Source organism: Kribbella sp. NPDC051936 (assembly GCF_040680955.1).
Taxonomy (GTDB): domain Bacteria; phylum Actinomycetota; class Actinomycetes; order Propionibacteriales; family Kribbellaceae; genus Kribbella.
Map to the genome: position 1 here is coordinate 160,849 of NZ_JBFAXS010000011.1, position 19,398 is coordinate 180,246.

A 19,398-nucleotide genomic window follows, 5' to 3' on the forward strand; every position below is an offset into this window, starting at 1 on the left:
CACGGCTGCGTGACAGCTACCCGTCCTGCCGATCAGCTAGGCCGGTGATAAGCACCTTCGCCGGCCTGATCAGCCGGCGGCCAGAACCGCCACCCTTCCTCATCCCCAGCCGCACCGTTAGACCCCTCCACCTCACCCTGCTGCTGCGGGGTCTGCTGCTGCGCCTGCTCGGTCGCCTGGGTGTCGCGGGCCTGCTCCTGCTGCGGGGGCTGTGACGTCCAGTGCGTTGCGGTCCGGCTGTCGGGCTCCGGCTCGGCGGGTGCGGACTCGCTGGGTGCCGGCCGCTGGTTCTGCACCAGCTGGTCGTACCGTTGCGCGGGCGTCAACGAAGCCGACTCCCCAGCCGGCTGTTGCGGGGCTGGAGTGCGGCGGGGGCTGACGGGCTGGGACTGGGCCTCCAGTACGGCGCGGGCCTCGGCCTGCAGGCGCTCGTACTCATCGGCAGCCGCACGGCTCGCCCGCGGCAGCTCGCTCGTCTCCGGCTCGTCGGCGTCCCCTGCCTCCTCCGCGTACGCCGCCCCGCCGGGACCAGCCGTGCCCGCCGCGTACGGCGTGCCGCCGGTTCCACGCGGGCCGTCGGCTCCGGCCGCGGTGGACGCCGACCCGGCCGGTCCATCCTCACTGCCGCCCGCGCCCGCCGTACCGCCGGCTTCATCCGCGCCACCCGCCGCGTGCGCCGCATCGCCAGATCCACTCGCGCCGCCGGCACCGCCGTCCGCGGAGGCCGCACCGCCAGGTTCGTCCGCGCTACCAGCACCTCCTGCTGGGGGCGCCGACCCGCCAGATCCATCCGCATTCCCGGCCGCGCCTGCCGCGTGCGCCGTACCGCCAGGTCCATCCGCGCCGCCAGCTGCGCCTGCCGCCGACGACGGAGTACCACTGGCTTCGTCCGCGCCGCCGGTTTCACCCGGCGCGGGCGCCGCCCCGCCCGATCCAGCCGCGCCCGCCGGACCGCCGGCTTCATCGGCGTCGCCAGCGCTGTCCGCCTCGTGCGCCGTTCCATCCGGTCCATCCGTGCCTGCCGTGCCGCTGGTGCTGCCAGGGGCGTCCGCGCGGTCGCCGGCCGGGAAGTCGCCGCCGACGAGGATGGGGGGCTGGGTGCCGGTGTCTTCGAATTCGGTCGGGTCGTAGGGGCGGGACGTGAAGCCGTGGCCGTCGGGGGCCTCGACTATGGGGGCCACGGCGCGTTCGAGGTCGGCGATGCGGCGGTCGCGCTCGGCGACCTCCTTGGCGACGCGTTCGAGCAGGGTGTCGACCTCGTCCATCCGGTAGCCGCGGACGCCGACCGCGAAGCGGGCCGACTCGATGTCGGTGGACGTGAGTGCCTGCCGGGCAGGCACGGTCATGTCGGGCCGGTCGTCGTACGCCGTGTTCATGGCACCCCAACGACCCGAGGCGACTACCGCGACAGCCCCGATCAACAGCACCACGATCAGCCCGAAGAACCACATCACGGGACCGATCGTGCCATGCCGGGCGAGTCAACCGCGAAGTCGCCCAGGATTTCAGCTCCCGTCGGAGCCCAGGCGGTGGGCTCGGCGGGCCGGATCGTTGGCGGCGGCCACCTCGCGGGCGGCGGCTTCGGCGGCCTCCTCGGCGGCCTCGTCGGCCAGTTCGCCGGACTTGACGATGTAGCTGATCGCCTCGTCGACGTCGTCGGTGACGATGAACATGTCGAGGTCGGCGGCCGAGATCTTGCCGTCCTCGAGCATCGTGGTGCGCAGCCAGTCGACCAGGCCGCCCCAGTACGACGTGCCGAACAGCACGACGGGGAACGACGTGACCTTCCGGGTCTGCGCCAGCGTGAGCGCCTCGAACATCTCGTCGAGCGTGCCGAACCCGCCCGGCATCACCACGAACCCCTGGGCGTACTTGACGAACATCGTCTTCCGGGTGAAGAAATACCGGAAGTTCATGCCGATGTCGACCCACTCGTTGAGGCCGTTCTCGAAGGGCAGCTCGATGCCGAGCCCGACGGACACGCCGCCGGCCTCGGAGGCGCCCTTGTTCGCGGCCTCCATCACGCCCGGCCCGCCGCCGGTGATCACGGCGTACCCGGCACCGACCAGTTTCCGCCCGAACTCCTCGGCGGCGGCGTACATCGGGTCCTCGACCTTGGTGCGGGCCGAGCCGAACACGCTGATCGCGGCGCCGAGCTCGGCGAGCATGCCGAACCCCTCGATGAACTCCGACTGGATCCGCAGCACCCGCCAGGGATCGGTGTGCACCCAGTCCGACGGGCCGCGGCTGTCCAGCAGCCGCTGCTCGGAGGTGGAGTGCTGCACCTGCTTGCGCCGCATCACGATCGGCCCGCGCTGCTGCTGGCCGACCGGACGGTCGGGGTGGATCGATGGTTCTGACATGCCTCCAGGTTATTGCCTGGGCGGTAGCCCGGCCCGGCTACGCGCGGTCTGTCAACCAACTCCTCAGCCGCTGTTCACACAGCTCGATCTCCGCCTCGGGCACGAACTCGTCCTGCTTGTGCGCGTACAGCGGGTCGCCGGGGCCGTAGTTCACCGCCGGTACGCCGAGCAGCGTGAACCGCGCCACGTCCGTCCACCCGAACTTCGGCTGCGGCTCCCCGCCCACCACCTGCAGGAACGCCGCCGCGGCGGGCCGCTCGAGCCCTGGGAGTCCGCCCGGCGCGGAGTCCGTGACGACCACGTCGTACCCCTCGAACACCTCGCGCAGGTGTTCCTCGGCCTCCGCCTCGGACCGGTTCGGCGCGAACCGGTAGTTGATCGTGACCGTGCACAGGTCCGGTACGACGTTGCCCGCGACGCCGCCCGTGATCGCGACCGCGCTCAGCCCCTCGCGGTACTCCAGGCCGTCGATCGGCACCCGCCGCGGCTCGTACGCCGAGAGCCGGGCGAGCACCTCGCCCGCGGCATGGATCGCGTTCGACCCCATCCACGAGCGGGCCGAGTGCGCGCGCTCGCCGCGGGTGCTGACCTCGATCCGCATCGTGCCCTGGCAGCCGGCCTCGACGACCGCGTTGGACGGCTCCAGCACGACCGCGAACACGCCCTCGAGCAGTTCGGGGTTCGAGCGGGTCAGCTTGAACAGGCCGTTCCGCTCGGCCTCGATCTCCTCGCAGTCGTAGAACACGTAGGTGACGTCGCGGTTCGGCGCGTCGAGGGTCGCGGCGAGCCGGAGCGCGACCGCGACACCGCCCTTCATGTCGCAGGCGCCGAGGCCGTGGATCAGGCCGTCGGCGCGGCGCGCGGGCAGGTTGTCGTTGAGCGGCACGGTGTCGAGGTGGCCGGCCAGGACGACGCGCTCGGCGCGGCCGATGTCGGTGCGGGCGACGACGGTGTTGCCGTGCCGGAACACCTTCAGGTGCGGGTACGCCGAGAGCGCCTTCTCGACCTTGTCCGCGAGCTTCTCCTCGGTGCCGCTGACCGAGGAGATGTTGACCAGCGCCTCGGTCAGGTCGGACGCGGACGCGGACGCGGACAGATCCAGCTTGGTCATGAGGCCTCCGGGGGCAGGAACACGCAGAATTCGTTGCCCTCGGGGTCGGCGCAGACGTGCCAGCCGATCTCGTCGTCCTTGGGCCGCAGCAGTGTCGCACCCGCGTCGAGGACCGGCTGCAGGGCGGGGGCGGTGACGTCCCAGTGCACGCGGTTCTTCACCGTCTTCGGCTCCGGGACCGGCACGAAGACCCAGTACTTGAACGGCATCCCGGGCACGTTCTCGATCCAGTGGTACGGCCGGCCCGGGCGGGTCGAGAACTCGCCGCCGACCACGCCCGCCCACCACCGGGCCTGTGCCTCCGGATCGGCCGAGTCGACGATGAGTTCCATCAGCCGGTACGCCGGGACGGTCTCGCGCACGAACCCGCAGAACTCGCCGCCCTCCGGATCGGTCAGCACCGTCCACTGCTGCTGCTCGCTCGCCGGGGTCAGCACCGCCGCACCCGTCCGCTTCAGGTCCGCGACCGCGCCGGTGACGACGTCCAGGTGGACCCGGTTCTTGACGGTCTTCCTCTCCGGGACCGTGCACATCCAGACGGTCTTCTCCGGGGCGTCGCCGACCAGGACGTTCGGGTTGTCGGCGGGGGTCGTGAGGCCGATCACCCGGCCCCAGAACGCGGCCATCTCGCTCGGCGACGACACGTCGACGCAGAGGTCCTTGAAACGCGCGATGGTCATGACGACCAGGCTATCCGGCGGTGCGCCTGCGGTAGTGGCGATTGACGCGTTCCCGGTTTCCGCAGGCAGGCGAGCACCAGGTCTGCCGCGGATCGTCCTGCAGGAAGTACTTCACGCACCGCGCCGCCGGGCACGCCCGCAGCCGGTCCCGGTCCGGACCCGCCAGGAAGTCGATCGCCGACCGCCCGACGGCGCCGGTCACCAGCGCGACGGGATCCTCGGTGCGCGCGACCCGCCGTACGACGGGTTCGCCGCCCGCAGGCCACTCGAGCCGCTCGCTCCCCAACCGGTCTGCCGCCCGGTTCACCATCCGGACCGCCGCGTCCGCATCCATCAACCGGTCCGCGTCGGCCTTGCTCGGCGCTCCTGGCGCCACCGCTCGGGCGAACAGCGCCCGCACCGCCCGCCTGATCCCCACCAGCTCCGGCCAGGCCTCCACGGCGGCGGGCCCGGTCCGCCGCCCGAGCACCTCAGCGACGAGCTCCGCGTGGTCAGCCAGCCAGACGGCCGCCTCCTCCGGGGTGGACAACAGGTCGGCGATTCCGCCGTGCCCGTCGTGCTTGATCGTGGCGGCCAGGGCGAAGGCCAGGTTGTTCATCCGGGGATTCTAATGGGAAAGCCGCTTGCTGCCATGTGAATCCATCGCTTAGGGTCGCGGCTGTGGCCCTGAACGAAGTACGTGCGACCGCCCACCAACTGCTCGCAGTGACGGCACATCTCGACGACGCCGCCGCGCGCGGCGACTCGGTGCTGCCGGGGTGGTCCCGCGGGCACGTGATCACGCACATCGCGAACTTTTCCGAGGCGATGACGCGGCAGGTCGAGGAGGCACTCCAGGGCCGGCTCGTCGAGGTGTACGACGGCGGCCGCCCCGCGCGCGACGCCGCCATCGAGGCCGGCGCGGACCGCTCCGCGGCGGAGCTCGAAGCACACCTGAACCAGGCCGTGACCGCGTTGCTCGAGGCGTGGGACAAGGTCGGCCCGACCGACTGGCCGCTCCCGATCCTGCACCGCAACAGCAATCTCTCGGCCGGCCTGCAGGCGACCTGGCGGGAGCTCACCATCCACACCGCGGACCTCGACCTCGGCATCACGCCGGCCGCGTGGTCGGAAGATTTCTGCCTGCACCTGCTCGACTTCCTCCGCCCGCGCACCCCGGACGACGTCCACCTGGTCCTGAAGTCCCCCACCGTCACCTGGGACGACGGCGCCGGCGAGACCGTCACCCTCGAAGGCGCACTCACCGACCTCACCGCCTGGTACGCCGGCCGGCCGGCACCGGGCCCGATCACAGGCCCGGCACCGGAGCTCCTCCCCTGGCCTTAGCTGACCGTGAAGTCGTCCACCTGGATCCAGGTGTCCTTGTTCGGCGCGTTGAAACCTGCGTAGACGGTCAACTCGTGGACGTCGGCCGGAACCTTCACGGTGACCTCGTGGTGCACGTAACCGGTGCCGGCGCCGAAGGTCTTGCTCGCCAGGTCCTGTGTCCCGGCGCGGACGCCGAAGCGGCCCTGATCGGCGGGGAGGTTCGCCGACGCGTTGACCCAGGAGCCGAAGGTGTACGTCGCGCCCGGGACCACGGGGACGGTCTGGTAAAGCGCGCTCCAGCCCGTACACGTGCAGCGGATCCAGCCGTTGTTGGCGCCTGAGTGTGCGAAGCCGAGGCCGCGGTCGACGCCGTTGGCCGCCGTGCCTTCGAAGAGCCAGGCCGGCCTGCCGCCGCCGGTGCCCTCGAATCCGCCGTCGGCGAGCTGCGAGACGTAACGGACCGCCAGCTCGGAAACAGTCGAGTACGACCGCGTTCCGCCAGGCAGACCGATCACCCGGACCCCGTCCGTCTCCTGCACGGGGAAGGTGATCGTGTACGTCGTGTTCGCGCCCGCCGACGCGTCACCCGGGTACGCCGGGGACACGGTCTGCGACCCGACCTCGACCCACTGCCCGTTCTGGCGCACCTGCACCCGCGGCCGGCCGGTGAAGTAGCCGCCCTCCGCCGAGACCGCGCCGGATGTGAACTCGACGTTGTTCACCCTGTACTTCGCGGGCCATTCGTAGCCCCACCACGACGCGCCCTTGACCTCGTCGTCGAAGTCCGACTCGCTCCCGGTACGAGCGCCGTCGTTCATCAGCGCGAGACTCCCCGACTGCGTCGACTTGGAGATCGCCACGGCCCCGGTCGTCGCGAGGTTCTCAGGCCCGGGCAGGTTCGAGGCCGGCGTACCGGCGGACGGCGTCAGCACCAGCTTGCGCAGGTTGAAGTTGTAGACCGACGTACCGATCCCGCCACCGCCGCACGGGCAGACGTTCGCCTGGACGTACATCGTCTTGCCGTCGGGCTGCACGAATTTCGAGGGGATCGTGACGCCGTACCCGCCGTACTTCGAGGTCGACCACGGGTACCCGCCGAAGTCCTTGCTCAGGAAGTGCTTCCACGGTCCCCACGGGGTCGGCGACTCGTAGAACTCGAAGGTGTACTCCGTCCAGGACGTGTACACGTACCGCTTCTGCGCGGGCAGGTAGGTCACACCGCCCTGGCTGATCACGCTGAGGTTGGACGCGTTCGTCCCGTACGTCTGCGCGTACAACCGCCGCGTGTCGGTCAGCACCGGTTTGCGGTCCGCGATCTTCGAGGACCATCCGGCGCCGGTGGAGAACTTCCACGCGCCGCGGTCCTGGACGCTTCCACGAGGCACCCGCGCCAGGAACACCGACTGCGGATCGGCGACGGTGTCGTCGAACGAGTCCCGCCAGTTCCCGTCCAGTCCGTACGCGTAGACGTATCCGTCCGGCGCCAGCGCCCCGCCGCGCCCGAAGTCCGCGAACCAGATCGTGGTGAAAACGTGGTCCGCGAACATCGGCTTCGACTTGTCCCAGGTCCAGGTCCGGCCGTGGTCGGTCGACTTCAGGATCGTCGCCGCCGGTACGTCGTTGAAGTCCAGCGCGAGGTCCTGGACGGCGAGGTACATCGTGTCCCCGACGCACACCATCCCGGTGGGTTTGCGGTTGTATCCCGCGCCGCTCCAGATCGACCCGACCTGGTCGCCCTTCGAGATCGTTGCCCCGGACAAGTTTCCCGGCGTACCGGTGATCTCGCTGACCGCGATGTCGGCGAAGTCCCCGTCGAGGCTGAATCCCTTGCCGTCGCCGTTCGCGGCGTACAACTTGTCGTTGCCGGCCCAGCAGGACGGCCACAGGTCGCCGTCGCTCGGGCTGGGCGTGCCCTTCGACTCCACCTGAGCGGTGCCGATCCCGGCCGAGGCAGCGACCGGAGCCGGCGAGGAATCAGAGGATTGAGTGAACAGCACCGCCGATCCGAAGACCAGCGGGAGGACAGCAAGCAAGGCCCCACGCTTCATGAGCTATCCCTTCAGGGTCTGGTACCAGTACGCGACCGACGACCAGTCGTCGCTGCGCTTGTTGGCGTGACCGTGCTCGATGGTCACGCGAATGCTGCGGAAGAACGTGATCGGATCCTCGATGTGGAAGCGGTACAGCGAGATCTCCCCGCTCCAGTTGGGTCCGCCGGGCAATGTGATCCCGTGGTACGGCGCCGAGTACGCCTCGCTCGGGCACCACGCGGTGTTGAAGTAGTCCTCGGTGCCGGTGCCGTGCAGCGACGGCGGGAACGGTTCGCCGTCGATGAAGATCATGTCGTCGCCCTCGCCGTACCAGTTCCACTCGGCCGACTCACGCAGGTTCCGGATGCTCACCACGCAGCCGACGTAGTGCCCCTTGCCCTCGGTGTCGAGCACGACGTAGTTCCCGTCGCCGGTGAGGTTGGTGCCTTCCACCTGGTACTGCCGCAGCGTCTCGGAGCCCTGCAGTACGCCGTCGGTCGGGTGCTGCCGGTTGTACGACGCATGGAAGTACCCGAGCCCGTCCTGCGCGCCGTCGAACAGCTCGTAGTCGACGTAGTAGTAGAAGAACACCGGCGCCGCGGACAGCTCGGACACGATCTCCAGACGTGCACGGGACGCGAACGGCATGTGGAACCAGCAGTTGAAGCCCTTCCCGTCCTGCGGGCTCATCTGCAGCGGCGCGCTCACGAAGTTGACGGTCTTCCCGTGCCCGACCCCGAAGAAGTCGCCGAGCGGCACGAGCACACTCGGCTGGTCGGAGTCCTCCCAGGTGATGCGCAGGATCAACTTCCGCAGGTAGTCGCCGTCCATCTCGTCCGGCCCCCACGGGCTGTCCCGTGCGACGGTGCACCAGATGTGGTTGATCGATCCCGGTCCCTCGAGGTCCGCGAGTACGGCGGTCTCACCGGGGCGGATAGTCAGCCGGTCGTCGTTCCCACCGGTCCGGTCCCAGCTGGACGCCCTGCGGCGCTTGGAGTCCCGCAATCGAGGCAGATCACGCAGACTGCTCCCGTAGTCGCCGTACATGTGAGCCTTTCACTTGAGGCCGGTTGTCTTCATCGCGTCGACCAGCCGGCGCTGGCCCGCGACGAACACCACGACCGTCGGGACGGCCGCGATCACCGCGGCCGCGAGAATGAGGTTCCACGCGGAGGCGTACTGCCCCTGCATGCCGGAGACGCCGAGCTGGATCACTCGCAGGTCCGGGTTGCGGGTGATGGTCAGCGGCCAGAGGAACGCGTTCCAGTTGGCCAGGAAGAACAGCACCGACAGCGACGCGAGAACCGGGCGGCTGAGCGGCAGGATGACGCTCCAGTACCGCCGCCAGTACCCGCAGCCGTCCAGGTCGGCCGCTTCCTCGAGCTCCCGTGGGATGTTCAGGTAGTACTGCCGGAGCAGGAAGATCCCGAACGCGTGGAAGATGCTCGGCACGATCAGGCCGGCGTAACTGTCCAGCAGGCCGAGCTGCTTGGCCACCAGGAACAGCGGCACCAGGATCACCGGCAGCGACACCAGCAGCGTCGACATGATCCCGGAGAAGATGATCCCGCGTCCCGGGAACCGCAGCCGGGCCAGCGCGTACGCCGCCATCGAATGGAAGAACAGCGCGATCACGGTAACCGCCACGGACACGATCGCCGAGTTCAGCATGAACCGCGGCATCGGGATCTTCAGCAGGACGTACTGCAGGTTGTCCAGCGTCCAGTGCGCCGGCCACCCGAAGTCGAACACGTCCTCGGCCGGTTTCAGCGCACTGATCAGGATCCACAGCAGCGGCAGGATCGCGATCACCGCGAGAACGTGCGCGACAATCGGCAGGACTCTAATCCTCATCGAAGCGACCTCCTCGGGTGAAGCCGAACATCAGGCCGGTGCAGACGACGAGGATCGCGACGACCACGGTGGTCAGCGCGGCGGCGTACCCCATGTTGTTGAAGGTGAAGGCCTGCTCGTAGATGTAGAGCACGACCGTGCTGGTCGCCCGCGCCGGACCGCCCTTGGTCAGCACGAAGACCAGGTCGAACGCCTGCAGGCCGGTGACCGCGCCGATCGTCGAGTTCACCACGACGAAGAAGCTGGTCGGGCGCAGCAGCGGCCAGATCACGTACCGGAATCGCTGCCAGGGGCCCGCACCGTCGATGGCCGCGGCGTCCTCGAGCTCCTTCGGCACGTCCTTCAGGCCGGCCAGGAACACCAGCATCTGGTAGCCCATCAGGAACCAGACGCTGATCACGACGTACGTGCCGAGCGCGAGCGACGGCGTCCCGAGAAACGACACGTCGCCGAGGCCGAGCGGCGCCAGGAGCTTGGACAGCGCGCCGCGCTTGTCGACGAGCAGGAACTGCCAGATCAGGCCGACCACGACCAGGCTGACCACGTTCGGCAGGAAGAACGCCGACCGGACCCAGCCGATGCCCTTGAAGTGGTTGCGGACCAGCATGGCCAGCGCGAAGCTCACCACGAACGCGATCGGCACGAACGTCACCACATACGTCGCGGTGACCTTCAACGACGCCCACAGCTGGTCGTCGCCCGCCATCAGCTTGTAGTTGGCCAGACCGACGTACTGGTAGTTGCCGAAGCCGTCGACCTTGAAGAACGCGACGCCGAAGGCGAGCACCATCGGGATCGCGACGAAGATCAGCAGGCCGAGGGTGTCCGGCGCGAGGAAGGCGTACGCCGCCAGCGCCTCGCGCCGTTTCCTCGTCATCCCCGCCTTCGGCAACGCCCGCACGCGAGCCCTGGGTTCGGACGGAGGAGCGGTTGTGGTCACCATCAGCTGATCGGCGCGCCCTGGTAGGTCTTCAGGAACGTGTCGATCTTCTCGGCCGCGTCGGCCGCCGCCTTGGCCGGATCGGCCGCGTTCAGCTGGCAGGCCTGGATCGCGTCCGCGATCGGCTGGTACACCTCCGGTGGGAACCGCGGCTCCGGCTTGCCGGTCGGCGCGATCTCGCTGACGAACTTCTTCAGCACGCCCTCGCCGAACGCGCCCTTGGCGTCGGCGGCGTCCTGCACGGACTTGCGCGGCGGCACGTTGGTCTTGACGACCGTGTTCCACTGCCGCTGCCGCTCGACACCGGCCGCGTCGGTCGAGCCGAGCGCCCAGGCGATGAACTTCGCCGCGGCCTCCGGGTTCTTGCCCTTGGAGTTCGCGACGAACGCCCAGCCGCCGAGGTCGGTGGCCGGCTTGCCGCCGTCCGGCGTCGGGTGCGGGATGATGCCGTACTTGAAGTTCTTCGCCTTCGCACGCAGGTCGGCGACCGCCCAGATTCCGCTCTGCTGCATCGCCGCCGCACCCGAGCCGAGGTTCGACACCACGTCGCCGCCGCCGTCGCCGAGCGCCTTGCGCGGAGCCACCTTGTTCTTGATCGTCTCGCCCCAGAACTGCAGCGCCTGCACGGCGGCGGGCGAGTCGAAGGCTGCCTTGCCGTCCTTGATCGCGTTGCCGTCGCCCTGCCACAGGAACGGGTACCAGGTGAAGTTCTGGTAGTAGCCGGGCAGCGTCTCGAACATCACGCCGTACCGCTTGCTGTTGGTCAGCTTCTGCGCGACGGCGAGGGTCTGGTCCCAGGTCTTCGGCAGGTCCGCCTCGGACAGGCCGGCGCTCTCGAACGCGGCCTCGCTGTAGTACAGCGCGAGCGGCTCGATCTCCATCGGCAGGCCGTAGACCTTGCCGTCCACGCTGCGGGCCTCGAGCAGGCCGGGCAGGTAGTCCTTCTTGGACTCCTCCGGCAGCGCGGACCCGAGGTCCTGCAGGACGCCGCCGTTGTAGTAGCGCAGGAAGTCGCCGGGGCTGATCAGGAAGATGTCCGGACCCTGTCCCGATTGGAACGCGGTCTGCAGCGTGGTCCCGTTCAGGTAGTCCTTGCCAGGGATGTAGCGCAGCTTGACCTTGACGTCGTTGTTCTTGTTCCACTCCGCGACGGTGTCGACGAACCACTTGCTCTGCGGACCTTGGTCGTCGGACGGTCCGTAGAAGTTCCAGAACGACATCTCCTTGGCGTCGCCGCCGGAGGAGTTGCCGCCGCAGGCGGACAGCAACGGGACGCCGGTCGCGGACGCGGCGAGGGCGCCGAGCCCGCCGCGCAGGACGGACCGGCGGCTGAACTGCCTGGCAGGGGACGGTGTTGCGGCCATCAGTGCTCCAGGGGGTGTCTCGAACGGTCGAGCCGTATTTTCGAGGGCAATCGATTTCTCGCAATTTACGAGTAGCCGCCATGCCGGTCAAGGGGCGACGGGGTGCCGATGTGGTCAACTCGCCGGATTCCCGCCTGCACACAAGGGATTCGACCTGCGCGCAGACGTTGACACGTCCCGGCCCCGCTGCCTAATCTGCGGAAATCGATTTCTGAGATGAGAGGCGCTGGGATGCCAGTTGTGCCGAACCGTGCGTCCGCCCACCGCACGGCCGACGAGCTGTCCAGGGACCTGGTGGCACGGGGACTGCAAGCGGCGCGGGACGCCATCGAGACCGAGGCCGCGGCCGTGTCGGCGCTCGCCGACCGGCTGGACGGGGTCTTCCTGGAGGTCCTGACCGCGGTCGCCCGCTGTGAAGGTCACCTGGTGGTGACCGGCCTCGGTAAGTCCGGCCTCGTCGGCCGCAAGATCGCCGCGACGCTGGCGAGTACGGGGACGCCGGCGACGTTCATCCACTCCGGCGACGCGTTGCACGGGGACTCCGGGGCGGTCACGACACGCGACCTCGTCCTGGCCTTGTCGGCGTCCGGCGAGACGGCCGAGGTGTGCGCGTTCGTGCGGATGCTGCGGCAGCGGGACATCCCGGTGATCGCGATGACCGGCCGCGAGGAGTCGACCCTGGCGCAGCTGGCGACGTACACGCTGGACACCATGGTGCTCCGTGAGGCGGACCCGTTGAACCTGGCGCCGACCGCGTCGACCACGGCCTCCCTGGCGATGGGCGACGCGCTGGCCTGCGCTCTTGTCGTCCTGCGGGAGTTCAGTCAGCACGACTTCGCGCGCTTCCACCCGTCCGGTGCCCTGGGCAAGCGTCTGCTGGAGGACCAGGCATGACGGAGGTGTGCGTGCTCGGATCGTTCATGAAGGATCTGGTCGCGTCGGCGGAGCGGCGGCCGTTGCCGGGCGAGACGCTGCACGGCACCGGCTTCGCGGAGTTCCTCGGCGGCAAGGGCGTCAACCAGGCGATCGCGGCGGCCCGGATGGGCGCCCGGACCGCGATCGTCGGGACGATCGGCGAGGACCGGTACGGCGAGGAGTTCCTCGAACTGCTGGCGGCGAACGCGGTCGACACCTCGTGGGTCGTGCGGCACCCGTCGCTGGGGACCGGCGTGGGACTGCCGCTGGTGCTGCCCGACGGCGGCAACTCGATCATCATCGTGTCCCGCGCGAACGCGGCGATCACCGCTCCGGATGTCGAGGCCGCGCGCGAGGTGCTGACGTCGAGCAAGGTGCTGAGCGTGCAGCTCGAGCTCCCGGTCGAGGCCAGCCAGACCGCCCTCCGGCTCGCCTCGGCCGCAGGCGTCACGACGATCCTCACCCCGGCCCCCGTCGGCCCGGTCGACCCGACACTGGCCGGGTGCGTCGACATCCTGGTGCCGAACGAGGTGGAGGCGGCGGCCCTCACCGGGCTGAACTGCGACGACGAGTCGCTGGTGCCGATGATCGCCCGCAAGCTCGCCGAGGACTGGGACCTGCGCGCCTGCGTGGTGACGCTGGGGTCCCGGGGTGCTTACGTACTGGACCGGGCCGGCGGGTTCGAGGAACGGATCGCCGCCCACGACGTCGACACGATCGACACGGTCGGTGCCGGGGACGCGTTCTGCGGATCGCTGGCCGCGTCCCTCGCACACGGGGCCGGCCTGGTGGACGCCGTACGGCTGGCGAACGCGGCCGGTGCCCTGTCGACCACTGTGAACGGCGCCGCGGACTCGGCGCCTTCCCACGCGGCAGCGCTGGCACTGCTGGACGGCGCAACCTCCGCCTCATGAGATCCTTTCGGTCGGATCGGAGTTAGAGTGCGATCCAGACGACCATCGGATCTCCAGCGGGGAGCGGGTATGACGACGATCTACGACGTCGCGCGTAGGTCGGGCGTGTCACCGGCGACGGTGTCCCGGGTGCTGAGCGGCCGGCGGAACGTGGATCCCGAGCTGTCCGAGAAGGTCCGGGCCGCGGTCGCGGAGCTCGGCTACCGGCCGAACGGCGTCGCGCGGAACCTGCGGAAGTCGTCGACGAACCTGTGGGCCGTGGTCATCTCCGACATCGAGAACCCGTTCTTCACCTCGCTGGTCCGCGGGCTCGAGGACGTGGCGCAGACCGAGGGGTACCACGTCGTGCTCTGCAACTCCGACGAGGACGCCGCGAAGGAGGCGGCGTACGCGTCGGCGGTGCTGACCGACCAGATGGCGGGGGTGGTGATCTCCCCGACGTCGACCGCCGAGGGCGTGCATCTGCTCGCCGACGCGAAGATCCCGATGGTGATGATCGACCGCCGCGTCGAGGGCGTCGAGGCCGACACGGTGCTGGTCGACAACGAGCACGGCGCCTTCGAGGGCGTCAAACACCTGATCGACGGCGGCTATCGGCGGATCGCCTGTATCACCGGCCCGCGCAAGGTCTCGACGGCGATGGACCGGCTCGCCGGGTACCGCTCGGCGTTGCGGGCGGCCGGGATCCGCTACGACAAGGACCTGGTCCGGCACGCCGACTTCCGCGAGGCCGGCGGGTACGCCGCGATGGAGAGCCTGCTCGAGCTGGCCGATCCGCCCGAGGCGCTGTTCGCGACCAACAACCTGATGACTGTCGGTGCTTTGGAATGCCTGGCGCGCAAGGGTTTGCGGGCACCCGACGACATCGCGATCGTCGGCTTCGACGACATCCCGTGGGCGGATCTGGTCGTCCCCAGCCTGACCACGGTCGCCCAGCCGACGTACGAACTCGGCCGCACCGCCGGCCTGCTGCTGAAGGACCGGACCGCCTCCCCCGGCCGCCCGCCGTCCACCGTCACCCTGCGCACCGAGCTCCACATCCGGGCCACTTCCGCCCCCAAGAAGTAGCTACCCATCGGCCTGCCCGCGTCATGGGAGAAGTTCGAGCTGAGCGAGGGTGGTCGCGGTCGGCGTGGTCAGCCGGTAGTGCTGGTACTCGCCGGAGGTCCTGATGGTGAAGGGGCGAGTCTGGCGGTGCCAGCGGAAGGTCTGGCCGGCGCGTTCGTCGAGAGTGGTCCAACTGGTGCCGTCGGTGGAGCCCTCCAAGCGCCACTCGGCCGGAGCCGCCTCGGCGCGGGCCGAGGTGAGTGTGTACATCGTGGCGGCCGCGGGAGCCGGCAGGGACCACGTGGTGACGGGCCCCAGGGCGGCTTCCGTGGCGGACGTGTCGTCGAAGAGCGGGTTGCCGGGGTCGAGCGGGATGAGGTCGACCAGAGGGCTCGCGACGGCGTCGCCGGTGGTCAGGCCCGGCGGTGACTCGAGGGTCGCCCAGTCGGACGGCTCGGCTCCCAGCGTGAAGTCGAGCCGGCCGGCCGTCGTCAGTGCCTCGTGGGTGATCGACGCTACGGCCAGCTGCTTGCCGTCTGCCTGGACCTCTTGCACATAAGGGTGTTCGGCACCGGTCGCGGTGATCGTCAGCGGTGCGCCGCCGATCGGCGCCACGACCGTCCGCCGGAACAGCGGCGAGCCGATCGCGTACTCGGGCGCGCCGACGCGCAGCGGGTAGAGGCCGAGGGCGGCGAACAGGTACCAGGCGGACATCTCGCCGTTGTCCTCGTCGCCCGGGTACCCCTGCCCGATCTGCTCGCCGACGTACAGCCGGTCGAGGACCTCGCGGACGATCGCCTGCGTCTTGGCCGGGGCGCCGGCGTAGTTGTACATCCAGGCGATGTGGTGCGCGGGCTGGTTCGAGAAGCCGAACTGGCCCATCCGGACCGCCTGCGCCTCGAGCATCTCGTGGATGACGATCGAGTAGGTGCCCTTCTTCGTCGCGAGCTCCGGCGTCGCGAAGAACGCGTCGAGCTTGGCCTCCAGGCCGCGCGGACCGCCGTACAGGTTGGCCAGGCCGCGCGGGTCGTGAGCGACGTGGAAGGCGAAGTTCCAGCCGCAGGTCTCGGTGAAGTCGCCGCCCCACTCCTCCGGGTCGAAGCTCTCCGGGCTCTTCGCGAAGGTCCCGTCCGGCCGGCGGCCCTGGAAGAAGTCGATGTCCTGGTCGAACAGCAGCACGTAGTTGAGCGACCGGCGGCGCAGGTACTCCGCTTCGACCAGGAGCTGCGCGCGACGCTCGGGATGGACGTCGGCCAGACGGGTGGCCATCTCGGCGAGGGCGAAGTCGTTCAGGTACGCCTCGAGCGACCAGGACACGCTCTCCTCGGTGTCCGTGCTCACATAGCCGGCGAAGAACCCGGTCTCGACGCCCTTCCGCCCGACCTCGGTCGCCTCCGGCGCGACGGTCGCGTTCCGCAGTCCGGCGTCGTACGTCGCCAGCGGGTCCGGCAAGGCCACGCCCTTGAGGTACGCGTCCGCGAAGGACACGTCGGAGCTCGTCCCGGTCATGCAGTCCGCGTAGCCCGGCGACGACCAGCGGGCGATCCAGCCGCCGTCGCGGTACTGCTGCACGAACCCGTCCACCAGCTCGGCGGCCAGGGCCGGGTAGAAGAACGCGTATGCCGGCCAGGCGGTCCGGTACGTGTCCCAGAACCCGCTGTTCACGTACATCTTGCCGGGCCTGACCACTGCGTTCGTGACCTGGTCGGTGGCCTCGCCCTCGGTGGGCAGGACCGGGCTCGCGTACCGATGGTCCGGGTTCTCCGCGCTCGCCACGTTCTCGAAGTGCGAGTTCGGATAGAGGTTGAGCCGGTAGAGGTTCCCGTACACGGTCCGCAGCTGCGGCGGCGTCGCGCCCTCGGGGCGGATCACCTGCAGCCGCTCGTTCCAAATCGCGTTGGCGGCGGCCTGGAGCTGCTCGAACGAGCGGCCTTCGAGCTCGAGCTCCAGGTTGTGCCGCGCCTGGTCGACCCCGATGAACGACGTCGCGATCCGCAACGTCACCTCGGAGGCGTCGAAGCTCGCGGCGCGGGCGTTGCCGCGGCCGCCCGACGTGGCGCCGAAGGCCGTCGGCGCACTCGAGAACACGCCGTAGCAGAACATCCGGGTGCGGCCGAACTCCGAGCCGTTCTCGACCCAGCCGGTGACGGCGTTCCCGTCGTACGCGAAGGCGCCGTGCTCGTCGATGGTGTCGAAGACCAGGTGCCGTCCGGGCGCGCCGGCCGGGAACGTGAAGCGGAAGATCGCGCCGTGGTCGGTCGGGGCGAGCTCCGCGCGGACGCCGTTCGCGAGCGCGACCGCGTACAGGTCGGGGCGGGCGGTCTCGTCGTCGTGGCTGAACGCGGCGGCGCGCTCGGCCGGATCGCCCAGCGGCTCGGCGGCGGCGACCGGCATGATCGTCAGCTGATCGCGGTCGCCCATCCACGGGCTCGGCTGGTGCGAGAACGTGAGGCCCTGCAGCTCGGGCCGGTTGCCGGCGTTGTTGGCACGCTGGTACTCGTACGGCCAGCGGTGCGTCGAGGCGTTCGTGACCGGGGTGAGGAAGTTGAACCCGTTCGGCCAGGCGGTGATCGGGAGCGTGTTGCCGCGGGAGAAGTCGTGGCCGGCGTTGGTCCCGCGCCGGGTGTCGACGTACGCCGCGAGGTCCGAGCCGTCGGGCTCCGCCGGCGCCGGGCCGATCTCGACGTCGTCGATCCAGCCCGCGAACTCGTGCCCGGCCTGCGGCGCGTCGACCACGAGAAGCACCTGCGCGATCGTCCGGCCGGCGGCCGCGGTCAGGTCGACCTGTACGTCGTTCCACTGGTCGGCGTACAGGATCTTCGCCGCGCCCTGGCCCGCCGCGTCGGCCGCCTTCCCGTACTGGTCCCGGGCGCCGTCCAGCCGGGTCCCGTCGGCGAACACCAGCTCGACGGCCGCGTACGTCGCGGCGTAGGTCAGCGCGGCGTCCAGCTCCGGATAGATCTTGTACCGCAGCCGATCCCCAGTGGCGACCACTCCCCCTGCGCCCGGCAGTTCGGCCTCCTGCCGCCCGCCGGAAACCCCCGAGTAGCGCGTTCCGTCCACGCTCCCGAATCCACCCCGAGAACTCGTCGGCCCGCCTGGTCCACCACCGGTCGCAATGATCACGCCGCAATGTTACGTATCAGTGCGCCGGCTCGGGAGGAACGTTTCCATCGTGGACCCAGGCGACATAGTCGCGGGCGGTTTCTGCGGCCGGGCGAAGCCGGAGGCCCGCGGTCAGAGCGCGGGTGTTGTCGAGTTGGAAGGTGCCGTCGTTGGAGCCGTCGTGCGGGAGGTGGAAGCGATCCACGGCGGGTGACCAGTCGACCGGCTTCGGGTCGGGTACGACGGTCTGCCAGACGGCGGCGAGGTCCGCGAGCGTGTGGGTCGGGCCGACCGCGTTGAACGGGCCCGGGACGCGGCGGGTCGTGAGGTGCAGCAGGAAGGCGGCGAGGTCGCGGGCGTCGATGTACTGGACCGGCTGGCCGGGGCGGGCGGCACATTCCATCGGGAGGCCGTGCGCCAGCGCCCAGCCCCAGTTGCCGAAGTCCGGGTTGTAGGGGCCGACGACGAAGCCGGAGCGTACGGCGGCGGCGCGGTCGCCGAAGGTGGCGGTGAGCAACGATTCGTTGCGGACCTTCGACGGGCCGTAGAGGTCCATCGTGAAATGGTCCTCGGGGGCGCCGTCCGGCCACGGCAGCAGCGGCGCGGTCTCCGTCATCCCCGGGGTGATCCGGTCGGCGTACACGGCGATCGAGGACATGTAGGTGTAGTGCTCGCAGCGGTCGCGCAGGACGGCCGCGGTCAGCGCGACGTCGCGGACCAGGAAGCCGGACATGTCGATCACGCCGTCCCACTCACCGGTCGCGAGGGCCTCGGGCGCGGCGCGGTCGCCCACGATCCGGCGTACCGACGGAAACAGTGCGGGATTCGTCCGGCCGCGGTTGAACAGCGTCACCTCGTGGCCGTCCGCGAGCGCGGCCTCGACGACGTGCCGCCCGAGGTTCTTCGTGCCGCCGAGGACGAGAAGCCTCACGACAGCTGCTCCACCAGATCCGCCAGCTCGGCCAGCAGCGGATCGATCCAGCCCTCCGACTCCGGGATCGTCCGCACCCCCTCCTCGACCACGAACGTCAGCGCGAGCAGGCAGAAGCAGGCGCCGCCGACGAGCAGCTGCCGATCGACCAGGAACGAGTCCGCCCCGGCGGCCTCGACGTACCGCGCCACGATCGGCCCGCGCTCGTAGCCGAAGGCAACGGCATCGCGCACCAGCGTGTAGAGGTCGCTCAGGTGCGGGGCGACGTACGCCAGCGGCCAGTCGACCGCGGTCCACCGGGTCCCGTCGGTGACGAGGTTCTTCGGTACGAAGTCGCCGTGCACGACACTCAACGGTGCCTGCCGGTGCAGCGCCGCCAGCGCATCGGTCAGCGGCCCGATGTCGAACGACACCCGGCCGATCCGGCCGGCCAGCTCCTTCACACGCTCCGGCGGGAAACCGCTCGGCCCCGGCACCGCCCGGCCGCGGATGCGGGCGAGCAGGTCGGCGGCGGCGAGGAAACCGTCCTCGGTCGGCTCCTGCTCCAGCGTCACCCGGCCGACGTCCTCGAGCACGATCACGCCGTCACCGCCGTACAGCAGGCGGGGCGCCGGCAGCTCCAGCGGTACGACGAACCGCTCGTACGCCGCGTCCTCGCCGAACTGCGTGTCGGTCCCGTGCTTCACGATCACGCTGCGCAGACCGTACGACAGCCGCCGCACCTCGGAGGAGCCCCACTGCCGCAACAGCTCGCCGTGCACCGCGTCCTCCGCCGGAGCACCCAGAGCCTCCAGAACCACCCGTCCCGGAACCCACGCAGGAAGCATCCGAAAAGT

General features: G+C 70.0%; 17 protein-coding genes. 4 read left to right on the forward strand and 13 right to left on the reverse strand.

Going from position 1 to position 19,398, the window contains the following annotated elements:
• Positions 1 to 32: 32 nt before the first annotated feature.
• Genes AB0L64_RS35085 through AB0L64_RS35105 form a run of 5 tightly spaced genes read right to left on the reverse strand, consistent with a single transcriptional unit; the run spans position 33 to position 4,752 of the window.
• Entirely contained in the window at positions 33 to 1,451 is a 1,419-nt protein-coding gene (locus tag AB0L64_RS35085; RefSeq protein ID WP_363717443.1) for a DivIVA domain-containing protein, read from the reverse strand.
• Positions 1,452 to 1,505: 54 nt separating this feature from the next.
• Positions 1,506 to 2,363, reverse strand: a complete 858-nt coding sequence (locus AB0L64_RS35090; RefSeq protein WP_363717304.1) for a TIGR00730 family Rossman fold protein — start codon at positions 2,361 to 2,363, stop codon at positions 1,506 to 1,508.
• Between the two features lie 37 nt (positions 2,364 to 2,400).
• Positions 2,401 to 3,474, reverse strand: a complete 1,074-nt coding sequence (gene dapE, locus AB0L64_RS35095) for a succinyl-diaminopimelate desuccinylase (RefSeq protein ID WP_363717305.1) — start codon at positions 3,472 to 3,474, stop codon at positions 2,401 to 2,403.
• Positions 3,471 to 4,154, reverse strand: coding sequence for a VOC family protein (locus AB0L64_RS35100; protein ID WP_363717306.1), 684 nt, complete (start codon positions 4,152 to 4,154; stop codon positions 3,471 to 3,473). The genes dapE and AB0L64_RS35100 overlap by 4 nt, the downstream gene beginning before the upstream one ends.
• A 10-nt stretch (positions 4,155 to 4,164) precedes the next feature.
• The gene (locus AB0L64_RS35105; protein ID WP_363717307.1) at positions 4,165 to 4,752 is read right to left on the reverse strand and encodes an ABATE domain-containing protein; all 588 of its coding nucleotides are present in this window, start codon (positions 4,750 to 4,752) and stop codon (positions 4,165 to 4,167) included.
• Positions 4,753 to 4,814: 62 nt separating this feature from the next.
• On the opposite strand from AB0L64_RS35105, the gene AB0L64_RS35110 reads away from it, so the two are divergent.
• On the forward strand, positions 4,815 to 5,480 hold the full coding sequence (locus AB0L64_RS35110) for a maleylpyruvate isomerase family mycothiol-dependent enzyme (protein WP_363717308.1): 666 nt from the start codon (positions 4,815 to 4,817) through the stop codon (positions 5,478 to 5,480).
• Here the strand turns inward: AB0L64_RS35110 and AB0L64_RS35115 are convergent.
• From AB0L64_RS35115 to AB0L64_RS35135, 5 genes are all read right to left on the reverse strand, one after another.
• A complete protein-coding gene (locus tag AB0L64_RS35115) occupies positions 5,477 to 7,510 on the reverse strand; it encodes a DUF4185 domain-containing protein (RefSeq protein WP_363717309.1) in 2,034 nt (677 codons plus the stop codon). The genes AB0L64_RS35110 and AB0L64_RS35115 overlap by 4 nt on opposite strands.
• A 3-nt stretch (positions 7,511 to 7,513) precedes the next feature.
• Entirely contained in the window at positions 7,514 to 8,539 is a 1,026-nt protein-coding gene (locus tag AB0L64_RS35120) for a glycoside hydrolase family 172 protein (protein WP_363717310.1), read from the reverse strand.
• 9 nt (positions 8,540 to 8,548) lie between these two features.
• The gene (locus tag AB0L64_RS35125) at positions 8,549 to 9,346 is read right to left on the reverse strand and encodes a carbohydrate ABC transporter permease (protein WP_363717311.1); all 798 of its coding nucleotides are present in this window, start codon (positions 9,344 to 9,346) and stop codon (positions 8,549 to 8,551) included.
• On the reverse strand, positions 9,336 to 10,223 hold the full coding sequence (locus AB0L64_RS35130) for a sugar ABC transporter permease (protein ID WP_363717312.1): 888 nt from the start codon (positions 10,221 to 10,223) through the stop codon (positions 9,336 to 9,338). The genes AB0L64_RS35125 and AB0L64_RS35130 overlap by 11 nt, the downstream gene beginning before the upstream one ends.
• Positions 10,224 to 10,288: 65 nt before the next feature.
• The gene (locus AB0L64_RS35135) at positions 10,289 to 11,650 is read right to left on the reverse strand and encodes a sugar ABC transporter substrate-binding protein (RefSeq protein ID WP_363717313.1); all 1,362 of its coding nucleotides are present in this window, start codon (positions 11,648 to 11,650) and stop codon (positions 10,289 to 10,291) included.
• A 231-nt stretch (positions 11,651 to 11,881) separates the two neighbouring features.
• On the opposite strand from AB0L64_RS35135, the gene AB0L64_RS35140 reads away from it, so the two are divergent.
• The 3 genes from AB0L64_RS35140 to AB0L64_RS35150 all read left to right on the forward strand — a co-directional run bounded on the left by AB0L64_RS35140 (position 11,882) and on the right by AB0L64_RS35150 (position 14,547).
• The gene (locus AB0L64_RS35140; protein ID WP_363717314.1) at positions 11,882 to 12,544 is read left to right on the forward strand and encodes an SIS domain-containing protein; all 663 of its coding nucleotides are present in this window, start codon (positions 11,882 to 11,884) and stop codon (positions 12,542 to 12,544) included.
• Positions 12,541 to 13,479, forward strand: a complete 939-nt coding sequence (locus AB0L64_RS35145; RefSeq protein ID WP_363717315.1) for a ribokinase — start codon at positions 12,541 to 12,543, stop codon at positions 13,477 to 13,479. Before AB0L64_RS35140 ends, AB0L64_RS35145 begins: the two co-directional genes overlap by 4 nt.
• Before the next feature lie 69 nt (positions 13,480 to 13,548).
• A complete protein-coding gene (locus AB0L64_RS35150) occupies positions 13,549 to 14,547 on the forward strand; it encodes a LacI family DNA-binding transcriptional regulator (protein WP_363717316.1) in 999 nt (332 codons plus the stop codon).
• Positions 14,548 to 14,568: 21 nt separating this feature from the next.
• Here the strand turns inward: AB0L64_RS35150 and AB0L64_RS35155 are convergent, their stop codons facing one another.
• From AB0L64_RS35155 to AB0L64_RS35165, 3 genes are all read right to left on the reverse strand, one after another.
• Complete coding sequence (locus AB0L64_RS35155; RefSeq protein WP_363717317.1) at positions 14,569 to 17,589, reverse strand: GH92 family glycosyl hydrolase; 3,021 nt, start codon at positions 17,587 to 17,589, stop codon at positions 14,569 to 14,571.
• A 79-nt stretch (positions 17,590 to 17,668) separates the two neighbouring features.
• The gene (locus tag AB0L64_RS35160; protein ID WP_363717318.1) at positions 17,669 to 18,562 is read right to left on the reverse strand and encodes an NAD-dependent dehydratase; all 894 of its coding nucleotides are present in this window, start codon (positions 18,560 to 18,562) and stop codon (positions 17,669 to 17,671) included.
• Positions 18,559 to 19,389, reverse strand: a complete 831-nt coding sequence (locus AB0L64_RS35165; protein ID WP_363717319.1) for a phosphotransferase — start codon at positions 19,387 to 19,389, stop codon at positions 18,559 to 18,561. Before AB0L64_RS35165 ends, AB0L64_RS35160 begins: the two co-directional genes overlap by 4 nt.
• Between the last annotated feature and the right edge of the window lie 9 nt (positions 19,390 to 19,398).